Origin of the sequence: Achromobacter sp. GbtcB20, assembly GCF_019091095.1 — a bacterium.
GTDB lineage: Bacteria > Pseudomonadota > Gammaproteobacteria > Burkholderiales > Burkholderiaceae_B > Achromobacter > Achromobacter mucicolens.
This window is the reverse complement of record NZ_JAGXJZ010000032.1, coordinates 20,110-36,616: the sequence shown is the minus strand read 5'-3', so window position 1 is coordinate 36,616 and position 16,507 is coordinate 20,110. Positions and strand designations below refer to the sequence as shown.

The 16,507-nt window shown below is 59.7% G+C and carries 12 protein-coding genes and 4 pseudogenes; 11 read left to right on the top strand and 5 right to left on the bottom strand.

Annotation, left to right across the window (positions count from 1 at the left end; all coding sequences use genetic code 11):
- A pseudogene (locus KVT32_RS25905) lies at positions 1–550 on the top strand (hypothetical protein); the annotation flags it as partial.
- Positions 551–951: 401 nt separating this feature from the next.
- On the opposite strand, the gene KVT32_RS25900 reads toward KVT32_RS25905, so the two are convergent.
- The 3 genes from KVT32_RS25900 to KVT32_RS25890 are packed head-to-tail and all read right to left on the bottom strand — an operon-like array spanning position 952 to position 3,662.
- The gene (locus KVT32_RS25900) at positions 952–2,178 is read right to left on the bottom strand and encodes an NAD(P)/FAD-dependent oxidoreductase (RefSeq protein WP_063589394.1); all 1,227 of its coding nucleotides are present in this window, start codon (positions 2,176–2,178) and stop codon (positions 952–954) included.
- Positions 2,179–2,187: 9 nt separating this feature from the next.
- Positions 2,188–2,505 carry a non-heme iron oxygenase ferredoxin subunit gene (locus KVT32_RS25895; RefSeq protein WP_063589393.1) on the bottom strand — a complete coding sequence of 106 codons (318 nt, stop codon included), beginning with the start codon at positions 2,503–2,505 and terminating at the stop codon, positions 2,188–2,190.
- Positions 2,502–3,662, bottom strand: a complete 1,161-nt coding sequence (locus KVT32_RS25890; protein ID WP_063589392.1) for an aromatic ring-hydroxylating dioxygenase subunit alpha — start codon at positions 3,660–3,662, stop codon at positions 2,502–2,504. Before KVT32_RS25890 ends, KVT32_RS25895 begins: the two co-directional genes overlap by 4 nt.
- Before the next feature lie 131 nt (positions 3,663–3,793).
- Here KVT32_RS25890 and KVT32_RS25885 point away from each other — a divergent pair, with 131 nt between their 5' ends.
- Positions 3,794–5,104: a citrate/2-methylcitrate synthase gene (locus KVT32_RS25885; RefSeq protein ID WP_063589391.1), complete on the top strand. Its 1,311-nt coding sequence runs from the start codon at positions 3,794–3,796 to the stop codon at positions 5,102–5,104.
- On the opposite strand, the gene KVT32_RS25880 is transcribed toward KVT32_RS25885, so the two are convergent.
- Entirely contained in the window at positions 5,096–6,013 is a 918-nt protein-coding gene (locus KVT32_RS25880; RefSeq protein WP_235816761.1) for a LysR family transcriptional regulator, read from the bottom strand. The two genes, KVT32_RS25885 and KVT32_RS25880, sit on opposite strands and share 9 nt — an antisense overlap.
- 70 nt (positions 6,014–6,083) lie before the next feature.
- Between KVT32_RS25880 and KVT32_RS25875 the strand changes: the two genes are divergently transcribed.
- The 6 genes and pseudogenes from KVT32_RS25875 to KVT32_RS25850 all read left to right on the top strand — a co-directional run.
- Entirely contained in the window at positions 6,084–7,712 is a 1,629-nt protein-coding gene (locus KVT32_RS25875; protein ID WP_063589389.1) for an FAD-dependent monooxygenase, read from the top strand.
- A 48-nt stretch (positions 7,713–7,760) separates the two neighbouring features.
- Positions 7,761–8,765, top strand: a complete 1,005-nt coding sequence (locus tag KVT32_RS25870) for a tripartite tricarboxylate transporter substrate binding protein (protein ID WP_082886977.1) — start codon at positions 7,761–7,763, stop codon at positions 8,763–8,765.
- A 324-nt stretch (positions 8,766–9,089) separates the two neighbouring features.
- A pseudogene (locus KVT32_RS25865) lies at positions 9,090–10,511 on the top strand (IS1182 family transposase); the annotation flags it as partial.
- A 162-nt stretch (positions 10,512–10,673) separates the two neighbouring features.
- Positions 10,674–11,168 carry an IS3 family transposase gene (locus KVT32_RS32670; protein WP_217619036.1) on the top strand — a complete coding sequence of 165 codons (495 nt, stop codon included), beginning with the start codon at positions 10,674–10,676 and terminating at the stop codon, positions 11,166–11,168.
- A gap of 77 nt (positions 11,169–11,245) precedes the next feature.
- Positions 11,246–11,467 carry an integrase core domain-containing protein gene (locus tag KVT32_RS32665; RefSeq protein ID WP_217619035.1) on the top strand — a complete coding sequence of 74 codons (222 nt, stop codon included), beginning with the start codon at positions 11,246–11,248 and terminating at the stop codon, positions 11,465–11,467.
- 169 nt (positions 11,468–11,636) lie between these two features.
- A pseudogene (locus tag KVT32_RS25850) lies at positions 11,637–12,213 on the top strand (LysR substrate-binding domain-containing protein); the annotation flags it as partial.
- On the opposite strand, the pseudogene KVT32_RS25845 reads toward KVT32_RS25850, so the two are convergent.
- Positions 12,096–12,880: pseudogene (locus tag KVT32_RS25845) on the bottom strand (SDR family NAD(P)-dependent oxidoreductase). The pseudogenes KVT32_RS25850 and KVT32_RS25845 overlap by 118 nt on opposite strands.
- A gap of 473 nt (positions 12,881–13,353) precedes the next feature.
- Between KVT32_RS25845 and KVT32_RS25840 the strand changes: the two are divergent.
- From KVT32_RS25840 to KVT32_RS25830, 3 genes are read left to right on the top strand one after another with little or no spacing between them, the layout of a single operon-like run.
- Positions 13,354–14,865, top strand: a complete 1,512-nt coding sequence (locus KVT32_RS25840; RefSeq protein ID WP_063589230.1) for an aldehyde dehydrogenase family protein — start codon at positions 13,354–13,356, stop codon at positions 14,863–14,865.
- A 16-nt stretch (positions 14,866–14,881) separates the two neighbouring features.
- A complete protein-coding gene (locus KVT32_RS25835; RefSeq protein WP_063589229.1) occupies positions 14,882–15,409 on the top strand; it encodes a cupin domain-containing protein in 528 nt (175 codons plus the stop codon).
- Positions 15,410–15,462: 53 nt separating this feature from the next.
- A complete protein-coding gene (locus KVT32_RS25830; protein ID WP_082886979.1) occupies positions 15,463–16,440 on the top strand; it encodes a tripartite tricarboxylate transporter substrate binding protein in 978 nt (325 codons plus the stop codon).
- Positions 16,441–16,507: the final 67 nt, after the last annotated feature.

Sequence of the window (16,507 nt, the reverse complement as noted above, 5' to 3'; positions counted from 1 at the left end):
TAGGCGCAGGGTGCAACTCAGCGCCTATCTCGATATGTGCTCAGAGGACGAACTAATTGAGGAAATACTTCTTCCGCTCTTCAGGCAGCTTGGTTACCACCGAATTACATCAGCTGGACACAAGGATAAGGCCTTGGAGTACGGCAAGGATGTGTGGATGCGCTACATCCTTCCCACCCAGCACGTTTTGTATTTTGGCCTGCAAGTGAAAAAGGGCAAGCTGGATTCGTCTGGGGTGAGCAAAGGATCAAACGCGAATGTGGCAGAGATTCACAATCAAGCCCTCATGATGCTAGGTCACGAGATATTCGACCCAGAGACGAGCAAGAAGGTGCTGGTTGATCACGCCTTTATTATTGCAGGCGGAGAAATTACAAAACAAGCGCGGAATTGGATAGGCGGAAAGCTTGACGCATCCAAGCGCAGTCAAATTTTATTCATGGACCGCGAAGACATCCTGAGTCTGTACGTTGTGAGCAGCCTCCCGCTTCCTAACGGAGCAACACAAGATGAACCGAACTCGAAATTCGACGATGAGTTGCCATTTTGAAGCCTAGTCGCCTTTGAATATCAAGCTTAATTGAGTGGTCGAACAGGCGCAACTGGCCATGGCCGGTGTTGCTACCCGCGGCTAGCGCTCCCTCGTCGAGCCAGCCTTTTTTTGCTTTCTAGGCGGTACATTCATCCTGCACAGAAGACGAAGCGCGAGGCACACATTTTTAAAAGCTGGTTAGGCTCCGTTGACCGGCAGCTTTTGATCGGAAGCTCCGCGGCATCACTGGCCGCCTACGGCCAGAAGCGGTCATCGGCGATTCTCTTTGGTGCCGTATACCTAGCGGTCTGGTCGCCAACCTCTCGAGTCTAGAAGGTGAATGAGGCCAGCACGAAATTGACGTCGCATTTCGGCACGCTCGACCTTCCCACTGATTCCTGTAGTTCACGGCGCGCATGCTACCCCTTAAATTTCTCCAGGCGGTATGCGGAGTCTTCCAGTTGGGTCGCGCTGGGAGAATTGCCTGCCAGCATCCACCGCTTCGCCAACTTGAGGTCCCGCGCAGCGTTGACGGCAATCACAGAATGAAGCCGACCATCGCGAAACTGGAAGAGGCTGAACTTGTCCCCTGTCATGTCACCCCGAACGACATAGGGCTCTTCGGCAGAGGGCAATCCGAGCACCTGCAAATTTAAATTGTATTGATCCGACCAAAACCATGGGATCTCGGCTACTGAAGCAGGTAGCCCCGCCAGGGATCGTCCCACCGCAATACCCTGGTTCTGAGCGTTCGCCCAGGACTCGAAACGAATACGCGCGCCACCTTGTGTACTTGGCCAGCCGCAGGGTTGGTTTGCCACATCACCCACCGCGTAGATATCGGGATCAGACGTGCACCCAGTTGCGTTGACCAGGATGCCATTGTCGACGTCCAGCCCGCATTCGACAGCAAGCTCAACGCCTGGCGCGAGGCCCACTCCGATCAGCACTAGGTCTACCGTCTGCCGGCCCTGGCTAGTAATGGTGTCGAGGCTCCCCTCTGAATTCCGCTCGATGGCTAAGAGTGAGCTGTTTAGCCTGATGTCGACACCGTTATCGCGATGCCTTTGCATCAGGAAATCCGAGATCACGGGCGGAACAGATCGCGCACACAAGCGCGTGTTTCCTTCCAGCAATGTCACCTGCGTGCCGAGCTGAGTGGCCGTCGCGGCGACCTCCAGACCAATCCAGCCGCCACCAAGAACAAGCAATCTGCCCCCGCCAGCTCGTTTTAGCGCGATCCGTACATTCATCGCGTCGTCCCAACTCCGCAGTGTATGGACGCCGGGGAGCGCTATGCCAGGAAAATTCGGAACGCGGGCGCGGCCCCCTGTGGCAATAACAAGCTTGTCGTAGGAGATATGGTCGCCACTGGACAAAGAAACTACCTTGCAGTGCCTGTCGATCCCAGTTGCCCGGATACCGAGCCGCAAGTCGATTCCAGCCAATTGCGCCTGCTCAACAGATAGCAGATACGCCGGTTCGCTTTCCGAACCGGCCAGTATGCTTTTGGACAATGGAGGACGCTCATAAGGTGCGAGCGCTTCTTCTCCGATCAGGGCAACCTCGGCATCAGGCATGTGCTCGCGCACGGTGCGTGCGACCCAGGCGCCGGACTGACCGGCGCCGATGACCACAGTTTTCATTTCGATTTCCTAGCGGGCCGCGGGACGCAAATAGATGACCCCGCCCTCCACCTTGATCTCATGGCAACGCAAATCCTGCGTGCAGGGAGCTCCCTTCGCCTCTCCCGTACGAATATCAAAAGTGCCTTCGTGAAGGGGGCATTCGATCAGACCGCCCTCCTGAATAAGGCCATCCGACAAGGCCGCGTCGCCATGGGTACATTGGTTATCCGTGGCGAAGACTTTGCCGTCCAGGTTGTAGAGGCAAATTTTCTGCCCATCGACCTCTATGGGTAAAGTCTCCTCGCCTTCGATATCTGCGTACGGCGCCACGTTGATCCAGCTCATGATTGCGACCCCTTCAGTGGTTCGTCCGTCATCAAGTCGATGTAATGGTTTTCCATGTGGTGCAGCGCCTCTTCCAGCGGCGCCATCGGGCCAGGCTGGAAAAATCTTGACCCCGAAGCGTTTTGCAGCGATTCAACCATCACCGCGTCCTCTGCGATGATTTGTTTGACAAAGGCTCGATACTTAGTCAGTTCTTCCTCGTAGTTGGGAATGGAGAAGGCCGCTTCGGGGAAAAGCAGATAGCAGACGACGCGTGTTTCGTTGGGCGAGATCGGCCAGACGTGCCACATGCGCAGGCTGTCCGAGCGCATGGATAGATTCAAATTGGGATAGATCCCTGCCTTGCAGGCGATGCCCGACGACTTGTCGGTTGCCCACGGCAGCGTGGGGAACACCTGCTGGCCGCTCGTGGAGTGCGGCCGAGCTTCGTACTGCGTGTGCCAGCCGCCATTGGCCTCGAGCTGAAATTTTAGCTTCTCGCCTTTAACGAAGCCGCCAAAAGTACTTTTATGAATCACACCAACGTGATAGATGTCGATGAGGTTCTCGACAAGAAATTTCCAATTGCATTTGACATCGATCTCGACCTTATCCGCGAGCTTGCACTCGCCAGACTGAAACCACCACAGTCCTTTCTCGTACGGCGCGATGTATTCCTCGAATGACATGGGACTTTCGGCGAAATTGGTGAAGATCCAGCCGCGCCAGATCTTGACCGGCAACGGCTTGAGCCGGGCGCCGCTCATGTCGACTTCGGATTCCTTCATGCCCGGTGCGGCAATTAGCTTGCCACCGACGTCGAATAGCCAGGCGTGATAGGGACAGCTGAAGTCCTTGGCGTGGCCGCACCCACTGGCAACAGCCACCCCTCGATGCAGGCACATGTTCATGCACACCTGGATTTCGTTCTCGGCCGGTCGCGAAATCAGGATGGGCTCGTTCATGACGCTGAAAGTCATGTAGTCGCCGACATTCGGAATTTCTTCGACGCGGCCGACGGAAAGCCAGTGTGTCATGAAGATGCGCTCTTTCTCCAGCGCATAGATTTCTTCGGAACTGTAGACGCCGCCGGGCAAATGGCGCGCACGCAGAAGGCTCTCGCGGGTTTTCTCGAAGCGGGGCGATAGCTCTCTCAGCTGGATGGTAGCGGTTTGCATCTGGTGTCTCCGTGGGCAGTTAATACTGTGGAGAGAAGTTTATGATTGACATCGATCAATGTATAGATCGACTATCAAATCGATATAAAATTACGCGACAATGACCCCAATATTTGAAGAGGAAACTGCCCATGGGTAAGCCGCACCAGTCTTCAGACGATGCCGTCGCGCTCACTCCCGGAGAATCCGGCCGCCGCGTCAACGACGTGGACTATGTGCGCCGTGACGAAGCCCTAGCCATGTTGGGAATCAAGAAGGAATCGCTTTACACATATGTCAGCCGTGGCCTGATCAAGACGCTGACCGAGCCCGGACGGCGCACCAGCCTGTATCGCAAATCCGATCTAGAGAAGCTCAGTACCCGCGTCGGCGCCAAGGGCGGCGGCGCGCCAGTGGCTCAGTCGCTGCGTTATGGCGAACCGGTAGTGCAGACTTCTATTTGCGAAATCAGCACGGCAGGGCCGAGGTACCGCGGGCAGCCAGCCACCACCTTGGCCCGGGAAGGCCGTTCGCTGGAATACGTGGCGGACCTTTTGTGGGGCGGTCTGCCGCCGGCGCGCGATCGTCCGTGGCCAGTCATGGAAGATGAATCGGCCGAGATGCGGGGCAAACTGGTTTCGATGCCGCAGCAGGCCGACGCCTTTTCGCCAATCCGTGTCCTGGCGATGGCAGCGCTGCAACTCAGCGCGCTGGAGGCCGCTGGCGACGCTCGCGGCCACGGCGATGCACGCGTGAGCGGATTGCGGCTGATCAACGCCTTTTCCGGAATATCCGGATACTTTGGGCCGGACCACGCTTACGCTACCGTGATTGCCGACGAATTCGTGGCGTGGCGCGTGCTGCGTGGCTTCGGCCTGGCCGGGCGGCCTGACGCGGACCAATTGCTTGCGGCGATCAACGCTGCCCTGGTGCTCAGTGTGGACAACGAACTGTCGGCTCCCACCTTTTGCGCACGTATCAGTTCTTCCACCGGCGTCGACATGTACGCCTGCGTGGCCTCAGCACTGATGGCCCAGGCCGGCCCCATGCAGGCTGGCGGCATGATGGATCTGGAGCAGTATTTGGCCGAGGTGTTGTGCGCCGACCGTCCGATGGCGTACACGGGAGTGCCGTGCTTCGGCCATCCCTTATACGATCGTGACCCTCGAGCCGAGCTGCTGCTGGAGATGGTGCGCGACCTGTCGGGCGCGGCGGCGACGCGGGAGCGGCTACTCGAATTCGTCGACGCGGTGCATCGCAGAACCGGCGCCTACCCCAATTTGTTCGCCGCATTGGTGATTTTGGCGCACGTACTAGGCCTGCCTGCGGGCGCGGCGGTGTATCTGCACTGCCTCGGCCGAACCGCCGGCTGGGTGGCCCATGCAGCTGAGCAACGGCTGTCCGGCGTCATGCTTCGCCCGCGCGCGCGATACGTGGGCGCGCGTCCGGCTGGCTCATTCTAGGATTTGCCCGGAAATTAGCTGGCGCAGCCATTTGTGTGCCGCGTCGGTATGCGCGCGACGATGCCAAAACTGTCGCACGCGCGCCTTAGGCATTCTAAAGGGCAGCGGATAGGCCTCCAGCCCTTCCATGCCTTTAACTGCGTTGCCCGGCACCGTGGCGATCAAGTCCGATTGCAGGACGATAGCAGCGCAGCGGTGGTAGTGCGTGACGGTGAGCTTCACGTCGCGTCGCTGCCGGCGGCCAGACAGCGCTTCTTCCACCAGGGCATCAGTGCTGCCCGCGGTGGACACCACATGCTGCTGGGAGAGGTAGAGCGCCAACGTGAGCCTGCCCCCCAGGCCTGGGTGGCCCTTGCGCGCGATGCAGCAATACCGGTCGTCGAACAGATGCTGCTGGTAGAAGCCGGTATGTAAGAAGCTGATGTTGCCGATTGCCAGGTCGGCTTGGCCGCTTCGCAAGGCCGGGGCATAGTCGGCCTGGGGGATGCGCGAGGCTTCAATGCTCACTCCCGGCGCGACGGCCGCCAGGGCACGCATAAGCCGTGGCAGCACCACCATCTCGCCGACGTCGGACATGAGCAGGTGGAACGTGCGGCTGCTAGAGGCTGGACGAAAATCGCCGACATGCTCGAAGCAGGTCTCAATGCCGGTCAGAGCGGTCTCAAGCGGCGCAAATAAGCTATTGGCGAGGGCGGTGGGCTCCATCGCGCGGCCCGAGCGCGTAAATAGGGGGTCATTGCACTGTTCGCGCAAACGGCGCAGTGCATTGCTCATAGCCGGCTGAGTCAGGCCGATGGCGGTGGCAGCGAGCGAAACGCTGCGCAGTCGATACACCATCACAAACACCCGCAATAGGTTCAAGTCGAAATTCTTGATATTCATGGCATGAATTGAGGAACGTTCGATCATTGATTTGACCATAGCCAGGCCGCACCGCGAACATCCAGGCTATGCGTACTTTGATCGAAAGGTAGGAGTCATGTCGGAAGCAATAGAGGAAGTACCGGTCTTGATCGTGGGCGGCGGACCCGTCGGCTTGGCCATGAGCATCGACCTAGCGCGGCGCGGTGTGCACTCAGTGTTGCTGGAGCAGGGTGACGGCACGATCGAGCATCCCCGCACCGGGCTAGTGGCGATACGCACAATGGAGGCATTTCGCATGTGGGATATCGCCCGTCAGGTGCGGGACTGCGGTTTTCCGGAGGACTACAACCTGTCGATGGTGTTCTGCACTTCGCTGAATGGCCTGCTGCTGGACCGCGAACCATATCCTTCCATGCGCGACAGCCCCACGCCGCCCGAGACACCCGAGAAGAAGCAGCGCTGCCCCCAGTTATGGCTACAGCCCATACTCACCGAAGCCGCGTTAGCCAGTCCGGAGGCCCGCATCCTGTTCGAGCACCGTTTCCTGCGCCTGGAGCAACACGGCGAAGCGGTATCAGTCGTCGCAGTCGACACGCGTACTGGCGCGACGAAATCATTCCGCGCACGTTATGTGCTCGGGTGCGATGGCGCCACCAGTCAGGTTCGCGAGCAACTAGGTATAGCTTTGCAGGGCCGGTTGCTGAGCTATTCGGTCAATATCCTCATCCGGGCTGTAGCACTGGCCGACCGGCACGTAATGGGACAAGCCGAGCGCTACATGTTCGTCGGTCCCGACGGCATGTGGGGAAACCTCACAGTCGTGGACGGCGCTGACATTTGGCGCCTAACAGTGCTGGGTTCGGAGGAAAAGATGGACCTGGCGTCGTTTGACGCCGAGTCCTGGGTGCGGCGGGCGCTAGGTGGCCCGGGCGCGCCCGAGATAGAGTTTGAGGTCCTCTCGGTCACGCCGTGGCGGCGCAGCGAGATGCTGGCCGACAGTTATGGCCACGGGCGCGTATTCCTTGTGGGCGATTCGGCACACACTATGTCGCCGACCGGGGGAATGGGGATGAACACCGGCATACAAGAGGTGCTGGACTTGGGCTGGAAGCTGCAAGGGATGCTGCAAGGCTGGGGTGGTCAAAATCTGCTGCGAAGCTATGAACTCGAGCGCCGCCCGATCGCGCAGCGCAACATCAGCTTTTCCACGCAGAACTTTCGCGCCTGGCAAGACACGCCCGATCCCAGCGCCGTATGCGACGACACGCCTGCGGGCGCACGCACCCGCGCGGCACTGGGCCGGAGGCTGCGCGATTCAACGCGAGTCGAGTGGGAGTCGATGGGGCTGCAGATCGGCCACCGGTACGAGCAGTCACCAATATGCGTTCCAGATGGCACAGCGCCCGTGCCTGACGACTTCCGGATCTTCGTACCTAATGCACGTCCCGGAGCCCGAGCTCCTCATGCATGGCTGAAGGATGGGCGGTCGACCCTAGATCTGTACGGCGAGTCGTTCGTGCTGCTCGATTTCGGCGGGGATAAATCTCCAGATGTGCATACTCTGCTAGCCGCGGCGCAGCGCGCGCGCGTGCCGCTGCGACGAGTGATCCTGGATGAACCGGAGGTAGAGCGCCTGTACGCAGCCAAGCTCGTACTGGTGCGGCCCGACGGGCACGTCGCGTGGCGGGGGGGGGCAGTCGGCGACGCCCGGCTCATCATTGATGTAGTGCGGGGCGCCACCTGAGGGTCGGTGATTCCGCAAAAACACGACAAAATAGCGAAGGAGACAAAAATGAATCAATCCACCAAGCGAAAATTCTTGCGCACCGCACTCTGTGGCCTAGTTGCCGGGTTGTGTCTGCCTACATCGGCGGCGCACGCCGCAGACGAGGGTTATCCGAGCCGGCCCATCAAGTTCGTAGTGCCGTATACCGCCGGCGGTAGCAACGATGTGGTGGGCCGTGTGCTCGCGCAAAAATTGTCCACGTACTGGGGGGTGCCCATCATCGTAGAGAACAGGCCAGGCGCGGGCGGCAACCTGGGCGCGGCGCAGGTCGCACGTTCCGCGCCGGACGGCTATACGTTCCTGGTCACGCCAAATAACCTGCTGACGATGAATCCGTATATCTATAAGAAGACCGGCGTGGGCTACGACCCGATCAAAGATTTCGCTCCGGTGTCGCTAATGGCGACTGGACCGATCCTACTGGCGACCAATGCCAAATTGCCGGTAAATTCTGTGAAGGATCTGATCGCATATGCCAAGGCAAATCCGGGAAAGTTGAGTTATGCGTCCGCCGGCATCGGGACGCCGCATCATCTGAGCGCCGAGTTGTTCAAGTCGCTGACCGGCATCGAGATGGTGCACGTGCCATACAAAGGGGCGGTGCCGGCGATCAGCGACCTGACTGCAGGCCGCGTAGATGTCATGTTTGGGATTCCCAACAGCCTGATGCCCTTCGTAAAAACCGGCCAACTGAAGGCATTGGCAGTCAGTGGCCTAAAGCCCTCCTCACTGCTGCCGGAGCTGCCTACCGTAGACGCGTCCGGCGTGCCCGGCTTCGACTCCTCGCTGTGGATCGGCCTCAGCACGGCGGCCGGCACACCTTCGGCGGTGATCACCAAGGTTACCCAGGGAATTGCGCAGGCCATGCACGATCCTGAGGTGAAAGCTAGTCTAGAGGCGCAGGGGCTTTCTCCGGTTTCGAGCACGCCGCAGGAACTCGAGGCGCTGATCCAGCACGATGCGGCGCGGTGGTCCAAGTTGATCGATGAGCGCCAGCTGACCGCGGATTGATACTTCAACACTTTCGATCTTCTCATTTCGAAGGGCTGGTATTTCATGGGAAAAAGCGCTTTTTGGTCTTGGGAACCGCCGAAGCTCCAACTAACCTTAAACGTAGGCCGGTCTGCATCTATCGAGATTGTGCAGTTGTGCCGGGGCGGCGGATTCGTCCAGCGCGGCAATTGAGCGTAACGAGTTGGCGCAAAGGTCTTCAAACAGCCTCGGCCGGAAGCGGACTACCGTAGTCGTCAGCTTCCGGCCGAGGCTGTGTGAAAACTCTTTGACGCCGCGACGGTGATCTAGATCGAGTTTGGTATCTCGATCCCGGGAGTCGACATGCCCCGATTCATCGAAGGTCAGGACCGGCAGCTGGTGGCGTTGATCCCGGAATGCCTGGATGACTTCATCGCCGACGACAACCCGGTGCGCATAATCGACGCATTCTTCGACGAGCTCAACCTGGAATCGCTGGGATTTGAGAAGGCGGCGCCAGCAGCTACCGGGCGCCCGTCGTATCACCCGGCCGTGCTGCTGAAGATTTACATCTACGGCTACCTAATTCGGGGCCAGTCCAGTCGTCGACTCGAGCGAGAGTGCCAACGCAATGTCGAACTGATGTGGCTGGTCGGCCGTGTGGCGCCAGACTTCAAGACCATCGCGGATTTTCGCCGTGACAATGGGTCGGGCATTCGCAACGTTTGCCGGCGGTTTGTTGCCGTATGCCGAGATCTCAAGCTATTCAGGCAAGCCGTGATTGCCGTTGATGGAAGCAAGTTCAAGGCAGTCAACACGCGCGACAAGAACTTCACGGCTGCCCAGATAGACAAACGTCAGCAGCAGATTGAGGAGAGCATCCACCGCTATCTGGCGGTGCTCGACACCGCGGACCGAACGCAACCTGTCGAAATCGAGGCCAGGACCAATCGGCTCAACGACAAGATCGAGCTCCTGCGCAAGCAAATGCACGCGCCGGATGACGTCAAGGAGAAGCTCAAAGATAGTCCAGACGGTCAACTGTCGGTGACTGACCCGGATGCCCGCTCGATGGCTACCAGTGGCCGGGCTCGGGGATGGTCGGCTACAACGTACAGATGGTGGTCGAAGCCAAGCACCATCTGATCGTCGCGCACGAAGTGACGAACCGAGGACATGACAGGGACTCCTTGGCATCGATGACACACGCCGCGCGGGAGGCGATGGACAAGAAGCGACTGCGTGCGATTGCCGATCGTGGCTACTACAGCGCGCCTCAGATCAAGGCATGTGCAGAGACAGGTATTGATGTGATCTTGCCCAAGCCGACGACTTCCAATGCCAAGGCCGAAGGCCGCGTCGACCGTTCGGTCTTCATATACATCGCGAAGGGCGGTGAGTACCAGTGCCCTGCGGGCTAGCGAGCCACCGGGTTACGCGGGAGGAGAATGGTCTTCAATTGCGGCGCTACTGGAGTAGTGCCTGCCCACAATGCGCTATGAAGGAGCGATGCACACCTAGCGCGTATCGGCGCATCAGTCGATGGGAACATGAGGCCGTGTTTGAGGCGGCGCAGCGCCGTCTAGACCGACTGCCAGAAGCGATGAAGGTGCGGCGGCGCACGGTGGAACATGTGTTCATCGCGTTCAATCATTGGATGGCGATACACACTTCCTAACTGGTCGCTTGGACAATGTGAGCACGGAAATGAGCTTGAATGTACCGGCCTATAACCTCAAGCGGGTCATGCGCATCCTAGGCTTCCAGCAAACGATAAAAGCGATGCTGCCGATGGGGGCTCCCTTCATGTCCAATGACGCACTTCATATCGTATCCGCGCCGCTCAAACGGCCTTTAGGGAGTCTTGCGCCGAAAGATCGAAGTGAAGACTGGAGTTACCAAGGTTCTGTGGACAAGAGTAGTATCTGAACCGATCGGGGATGATCTATGTCTGCGAGCAAGACGCCAAGCAAAGTTAGGCGAGCGTATAAGTTCATTGAAGCCCACAGCGATGAGTACAGCATTTCGGCTATGTGCCGGGTTTTGGGCGTGGCGCGTGCTGGCTATTACGCTTGGCTAAGTAATCCAATCTCTGATCGGACACAGGAGGACGTTCGGCTTCTCCGTCTGATTCGTGCCTCTTTCTCGGCTAGCCATGGCATCTACGGCGCTCCCCGCGTCCTGCAAGACTTGCGAGAGCGCGGAGAGACGTGCAGTAAGCATCAAGTGGCGCGACTCATGAGAGAGAACGGCTTGCGGGCGTTGCATGGATATCGCACAAGACATATTCCGGCACCCAAGCCATCACCGCTCATCCCCAACCTGTTGCAGCGAAAATTTACCGTTTCGAAGCCCAACGAGGCCTGGGTGACAGACATCACCTACATTCGAACGTGGCAAGGTTGGCTTTACTTGGCCGTCGGCGTCCTCGGGGCACGCTGATCCATTCAGACCAAGGCACTCAGTACGGCAGTGATGTTTGGCGGCGCTTCTGCAAAGTAAATCACCTTGAACCGAGCATGAGTAGGCGGGGAAACTGTTGGGACAACGCTGTAGCCGAGTCCTTCTTTAGCAGCTTGAAGAAGGAGCACATCAAACGGCATATCTACTCCGACCGAGACGCTGCCCGTTCGAGCTTGGCGGAATACATTGATGATTTCTACAATTCCGTGCGACGACACAGCTACCTCGGCGAAGTTAGTCCGAACGAATTTGAGTCTGCGCATAGCAAGCGGAAATAAGGTGTCCACAGAATCCTGGTACCTCCAGACCGTCCCAAGTTGTTGCGATCCAGGTGAACTCGCTGTGGTCGTTAGGGCGAGAGGAGTTTCCACACAGCCTCGGCCAGAAGCAGACATTAGGGGCAGAACTGTCATTGAGAGTTACGCTGTCGAATGTGCCGCCAGATGCCCGGGCACAAAGCTCGAATTCGACGAGAATTACGGATTCCGGGACATCGTGGCCGACCGTTACGACGCCGGCTTGCGCATGGGCAAGACCACCGACAAGGACATGATCGCCGTGCCTAGCGGCCCACCGCTGCGCCTAGCCGCGGTGGGATCGCCGGAGTATTTTGCGTCCCGTCCCACGCCAAGGTGCCAGGGCCTCATGCAGCAAGCCTGCATTAACCAGTGGATGCGAAGTTCGGGCGACCTGTAGTCTGGGATTTCGAGCGCCGTGGCCAACACGTCGACGTCCGCGTGGACGGCCGTTGATCGTCAACACCACGCAGCCCCAGATCGATGCGACCGGGCCCGGACTGGGCCTGCCGCTGCTGCCGGACGATGAGCTGATGCCTTACCCAGGATCAGGCCGGCTGGTCCGGGTGCTGGAGGACTGGTGTCCCAGTTTCGAGGGCCATCACCTCTACTATCCCAGCCGGAGACAGCCGTCACCGGCGTTTTCGCTGGTGGTGTGCGCGTTACGGGCAACCAAGCTTCTGAGCAGGCCTGCCGCCAGAAAGCCGCCATCGACCGCGAGCGTCTGACCCGTGATGTACGCCGTATGTTCACCGCACAGAAACGCCACCGCTTCCGCGACCTCATCCGCTTCGCCATAGCGCCGGGCGGGAATCGTGCGCAGGGACTCCGCCCGCGTATCGGCAGGATGATGCGCGCGCTTGAAGGGGGTATCGATAGGCCCGGGAGCGACACAGCTTGCGGTAATCCCTGCGCCGGCCAGCTCGTGGCGATCTGCCGGGTCAAGGCGCCCAACACGGCCTTCGGCGTGCCATAGGCCGCCCGGTAGACACTCGCCCGGTCGCCACCGATTGACGTGATGTTCACGATCCAGCCCCAGGCGCGCTGTTTCATCAGGCGAAGCGCCTTTTGGCAAGCCAGCATGGGACCATTCAGGTTGACCGCCATCACCTGCTGCCACCGATGCACGGGATAGTCCTCGAAAGCGCCTGGATGGGCGATGCCGGCATTGTTGACCAGGATGTCGCACCGTCCAAACTGAGCGTTGACCGCATCAAACAAACTCCTGATGCTGGCCGGGTCACTCGCGTCAAACCTGATCGCGCTCGCATGAGCGAGGTTCGCCGCAACCTCGCTGGCCGCCGGGCCGTCCAGATCCCCGATGAAGACATGATGGCCGCCCGACTCCAGCCGCCGGGCGGTTGCCGCCCCGATCCCTTTCGCCCCACCAGTCACCACCGCGACATGCCTGGCGACACCCTTCACCAGGGCCCCTCGCGCCAATCACAGGTGAGATCGCGGGCCTACCGGCGCGGGCGCGCACAGCGGCCAAAGGGGAGACACTCGGCAAACACCATGGCCACGATTCAAACGGGAGTCGTACCGGCCTGAACGGTGACGCATCCGCAAGCGAAATGTCCACGGTATGTACGTGAAGGCCGTAGGGCATCTACCAGTATCCTTTTCATTAGCGATCTAAGTATTCTGATTGAAGCCCGCAAAGACGGGCCGGCCCTTTCCGTTGCTCACGATCAGGAGACATCCCATGTGCCCGCCCAGCGCCCGGCCTCCCTAGCTGCCGTCCATCATCAAGATCCGGCGTTACGGATCGACCATCGTGAGCCCTCAGCGCTCAACAGCACAAGAATCCCTACCTGTCCCGAAAAGGAATGGCAAGGGACGAGCTCGTCTTTGAAAGAGGAAGCTTGATGAACTCTGATTCACCCAATGTTGCGCAGGAAATACCAGGCCTGAACGCAGCGATGCCTTCGAACTTCGATCTCTATTACGGGGGATCGTGGCATCGCCCAGCGCACGCGTGCTACTCCGTTATTCGTAATCCCGCGACAGGGGGGAAGATCTGTGACGTCGCGCAAGGGTCGACCGCGGATGTGGAGAGCGCGATTACCGCCGCGCATGCCGGTTTCCTGGCCTGGAAGTCCATCCGCCCCCTGGAACGCGCCAAGTCGATTCGCGCCTTTGCCCAACGTCTTCGGGAGAACGCCAAGGAACTTGCGCTGATAGACGCAGCGACGGGGGGAAATCCGTGGCGCGATTTGATCATGGACGTTGAAATTGCCGCATCGCAACTTGACTTCTTTGCCGGATTGGTAACTGAGATGAAGGGGCATTCTGTGCCCATGGGGCCAGGCGAATTTTCGTTTTCGGTGCGTGAGCCTTTGGGCATTGTTGCCCGCATCATTCCCTTCAATCATCCCCTCATGTTCTCCGCTGGCAAGGCAGCCGCCCCGCTCGCAGCCGGGAATTCGCTGATCATCAAGCCGCCGGAGCAGGCGCCCGTTTCTGCGCTGCGACTCGCAGAGCTGTCCGAGGGCCTGTTTCCCGCCGGCGTATTCAATGTGATACCTGGCGGAAAGGACGTAGGAGCGGAATTGGCGTCGGACCCGCGCGTTGCCGCCGTTGCGGTCATAGGGAGCGTCGCAACGGGGATCGCTGTGGGCCGGGCCGCCGCCGAGACCGTAAAGCCCGTACTGCTGGAGCTTGGGGGAAAGAATGCGCTGATCGCATACCCCGACGTCGACCCTGCCACGGTCGCATCCGCGGTCGTCGCAGGGATGAATTTTTCCTGGTGCGGTCAATCCTGCGGCTCGACGAGCCGAGCGTTCATTCACGCCGACATCTACGACGAAGTAAGCCGGCTCCTCATCGACCACTGCCAGGCGTTTGTCCCCGGTATCCCGACGGACCCAGCCACCACCATGGGCTGCATCATCAGCCGTGCGCAATACGATCGCATCCGCCAATACATCGAGCTTGGGAAACAGGAAGGAGCGCGTCTGCTGTGTGGCGGCAAGCCGCCCGCGGATCCTCGGCTTCAAGGCGGCTTCTTCCTGGAGCCCACCGTATTCGTGGACGTCAAGCAGGACATGCGCATCGCGTCCGAAGAAATCTTCGGCCCGGTTCTATCAGTGCTCAAGTGGGAAGACGAGGACGCGATGCTGCAGGACGTGAACGCCCTGCCCGTTGGCCTCACCTGTTCGATCTGGACCCATGACCTGCGGCACGCCCAGCACTGCATCGCGACTGTCGAGGCTGGCTACGTGTGGGTCAACGAAACGTCGAAGCACTTCCTTGGCACCCCGTTTGGCGGTCACAAGCAGTCCGGCCTGGGACGAGAGGAATGCCTTGAAGAACTGCTGAGCTTCTCCAAGGAGAAGAACGTCTACCTGAAGGCGGTGCCCAGCCATCGGGCCGCGTAACCCCTGGAGAGTGTCGATGAAAACCCCTGAAGAAACCAGAAGCCGGCCCGTCGCTCCTATCGTTAACAGCGCCGATGACTGGCGAGCCGAAATTCTGCGGCTTGCCCAGAAAAAGACGCCGAGCTTCTTCCATCTGACCGCCCCGCTTCCCTCAACGGGCCGTACCAATCAGGTGCTCGGCGCCACTGACATGCTGAGCGTCGTCCTCAAGACGTACGCCGAGGGTGGCGAAAACGAATTGCACGCCCATCCCAACGAAGACCACGTGTTTGTTGTGCTGCAGGGGGGGGCGCGGTTCGAAGGACCCGCTGGAGAGGTGCACGAGGCGCGGCGTTACGACTGCGTCCTGCTGCCCGCCGGGAGCTTCTACAAATTCCAGGCGTTCGACGATGAAGCGTTGGTCCTGCTTCGAATCGGCACGGCCGTTTCGCCGGACGTGGACGTCCTGCAGCGTATTGGAATGGACGGCCGCCCTTTCGATGGCTATTCGGCAGAGAACAACGAGATTCCACCAACCTTTATGGCAGGGCGTTACTTCGCCTGATTGGCGCAGACCGAAAAAAACATAAAGGCTCCATGCGAGCCGAGGAGGAAGACATGAAAATCACTATCGCGTCCGTGCTCTGCGCGCTCTGTGCCTCATTTGCCGCAACGCCCGCTGCTGCCACAGGGCAGTACCCTGAGAAGGCCGTGAAAATGGTCATTCCGTTCACGCCCGGCGGCAGCAACGACGTCCTTGCCCGCGTCATCGCCCAGGAGCTCAGCGCAAATTGGGAACAGCCCGTCATCGCTGAAAACAAGCCTGGGGCCGCCGGCAACATCGGCGCCGAATTCGTCGCCAGGTCTCAGGCAGACGGGTACACGCTGCTCATCGCCGCCAACAACGTGATGTCCGTGAATCCTGTCATGTACCGGCAGAATTTCGATCCGGCCAAGGACTTTGCCCCGATCACCTTGCTTGGGACGGTTCCCGTTGTGTTGGTCGTCAACCCCTCGGTCCCGGCAAAATCGCTGCAGGAACTCGTCTCGTACGCCAAGGCGCACCCCGGCAAATTGAATTACGCCTCCTCGGGAGCCGGGTCTCCCCAGCACCTCTCGGCCGAACTATTCAACAGCGTCGTCGGCATAAGCATGACGCACATCCCCTACAAGGGCGCGGCCCCCGCCACCGCCGATCTTCTGGCGGGCCAGGTCCACGTGCTGTTTGCGCCGTTGAACTCGGTCCTGCCCCACATTCAAGCCGGTAAGCTTCGGGCGCTCGCGCTCGGAAGCAAGGATCGTTCAGCCTTGCTGCCGGGCGTTCCCACCATCGCCGAAAGCGGATATCCGAGCTACGAAAGCGACATATGGGTGGGTCTGGCTGCCCCTGCCGGCACGCCCGCCGGAATTCTGCAGAAGATCAATCAAGACACCCGCGCGGTCCTGACGAAGCCCAGCGTGCAAAAGTCACTGTCCGAACAAGGCATCGAAGCTAAGACAAGCACACCCGAGGAATTTCGCGAACTTGCGGCACAAGACCTCAAGCGCTGGGGCCAAGTCATCAAGCAAGCGGGAATCTCGGCGGAAAGCCGCTAAGCCTTCCTGCGTTTCCGCCAGAGCACCGCCCGTGCCTGCGCACCCGATCAAGATCATCAATGTGAGT

Coding starts and splice junctions, on each gene's coding strand:
- KVT32_RS25900 (WP_063589394.1), bottom strand. CDS start 2,178: ATGAAAACTGTGGTCATCGGCGCCGGTCAGTCCGGCGCCTGGGTCGCA.
- KVT32_RS25895 (WP_063589393.1), bottom strand. CDS start 2,505: ATGAGCTGGATCAACGTGGCGCCGTACGCAGATATCGAAGGCGAGGAG.
- KVT32_RS25890 (WP_063589392.1), bottom strand. CDS start 3,662: ATGCAAACCGCTACCATCCAGCTGAGAGAGCTATCGCCCCGCTTCGAG.
- KVT32_RS25885 (WP_063589391.1), top strand. CDS start 3,794: ATGGGTAAGCCGCACCAGTCTTCAGACGATGCCGTCGCGCTCACTCCC.
- KVT32_RS25880 (WP_235816761.1), bottom strand. CDS start 6,013: ATGATCGAACGTTCCTCAATTCATGCCATGAATATCAAGAATTTCGAC.
- KVT32_RS25875 (WP_063589389.1), top strand. CDS start 6,084: ATGTCGGAAGCAATAGAGGAAGTACCGGTCTTGATCGTGGGCGGCGGA.
- KVT32_RS25870 (WP_082886977.1), top strand. CDS start 7,761: ATGAATCAATCCACCAAGCGAAAATTCTTGCGCACCGCACTCTGTGGC.
- KVT32_RS32670 (WP_217619036.1), top strand. CDS start 10,674: ATGTCTGCGAGCAAGACGCCAAGCAAAGTTAGGCGAGCGTATAAGTTC.
- KVT32_RS32665 (WP_217619035.1), top strand. CDS start 11,246: ATGAGTAGGCGGGGAAACTGTTGGGACAACGCTGTAGCCGAGTCCTTC.
- KVT32_RS25840 (WP_063589230.1), top strand. CDS start 13,354: ATGAACTCTGATTCACCCAATGTTGCGCAGGAAATACCAGGCCTGAAC.
- KVT32_RS25835 (WP_063589229.1), top strand. CDS start 14,882: ATGAAAACCCCTGAAGAAACCAGAAGCCGGCCCGTCGCTCCTATCGTT.
- KVT32_RS25830 (WP_082886979.1), top strand. CDS start 15,463: ATGAAAATCACTATCGCGTCCGTGCTCTGCGCGCTCTGTGCCTCATTT.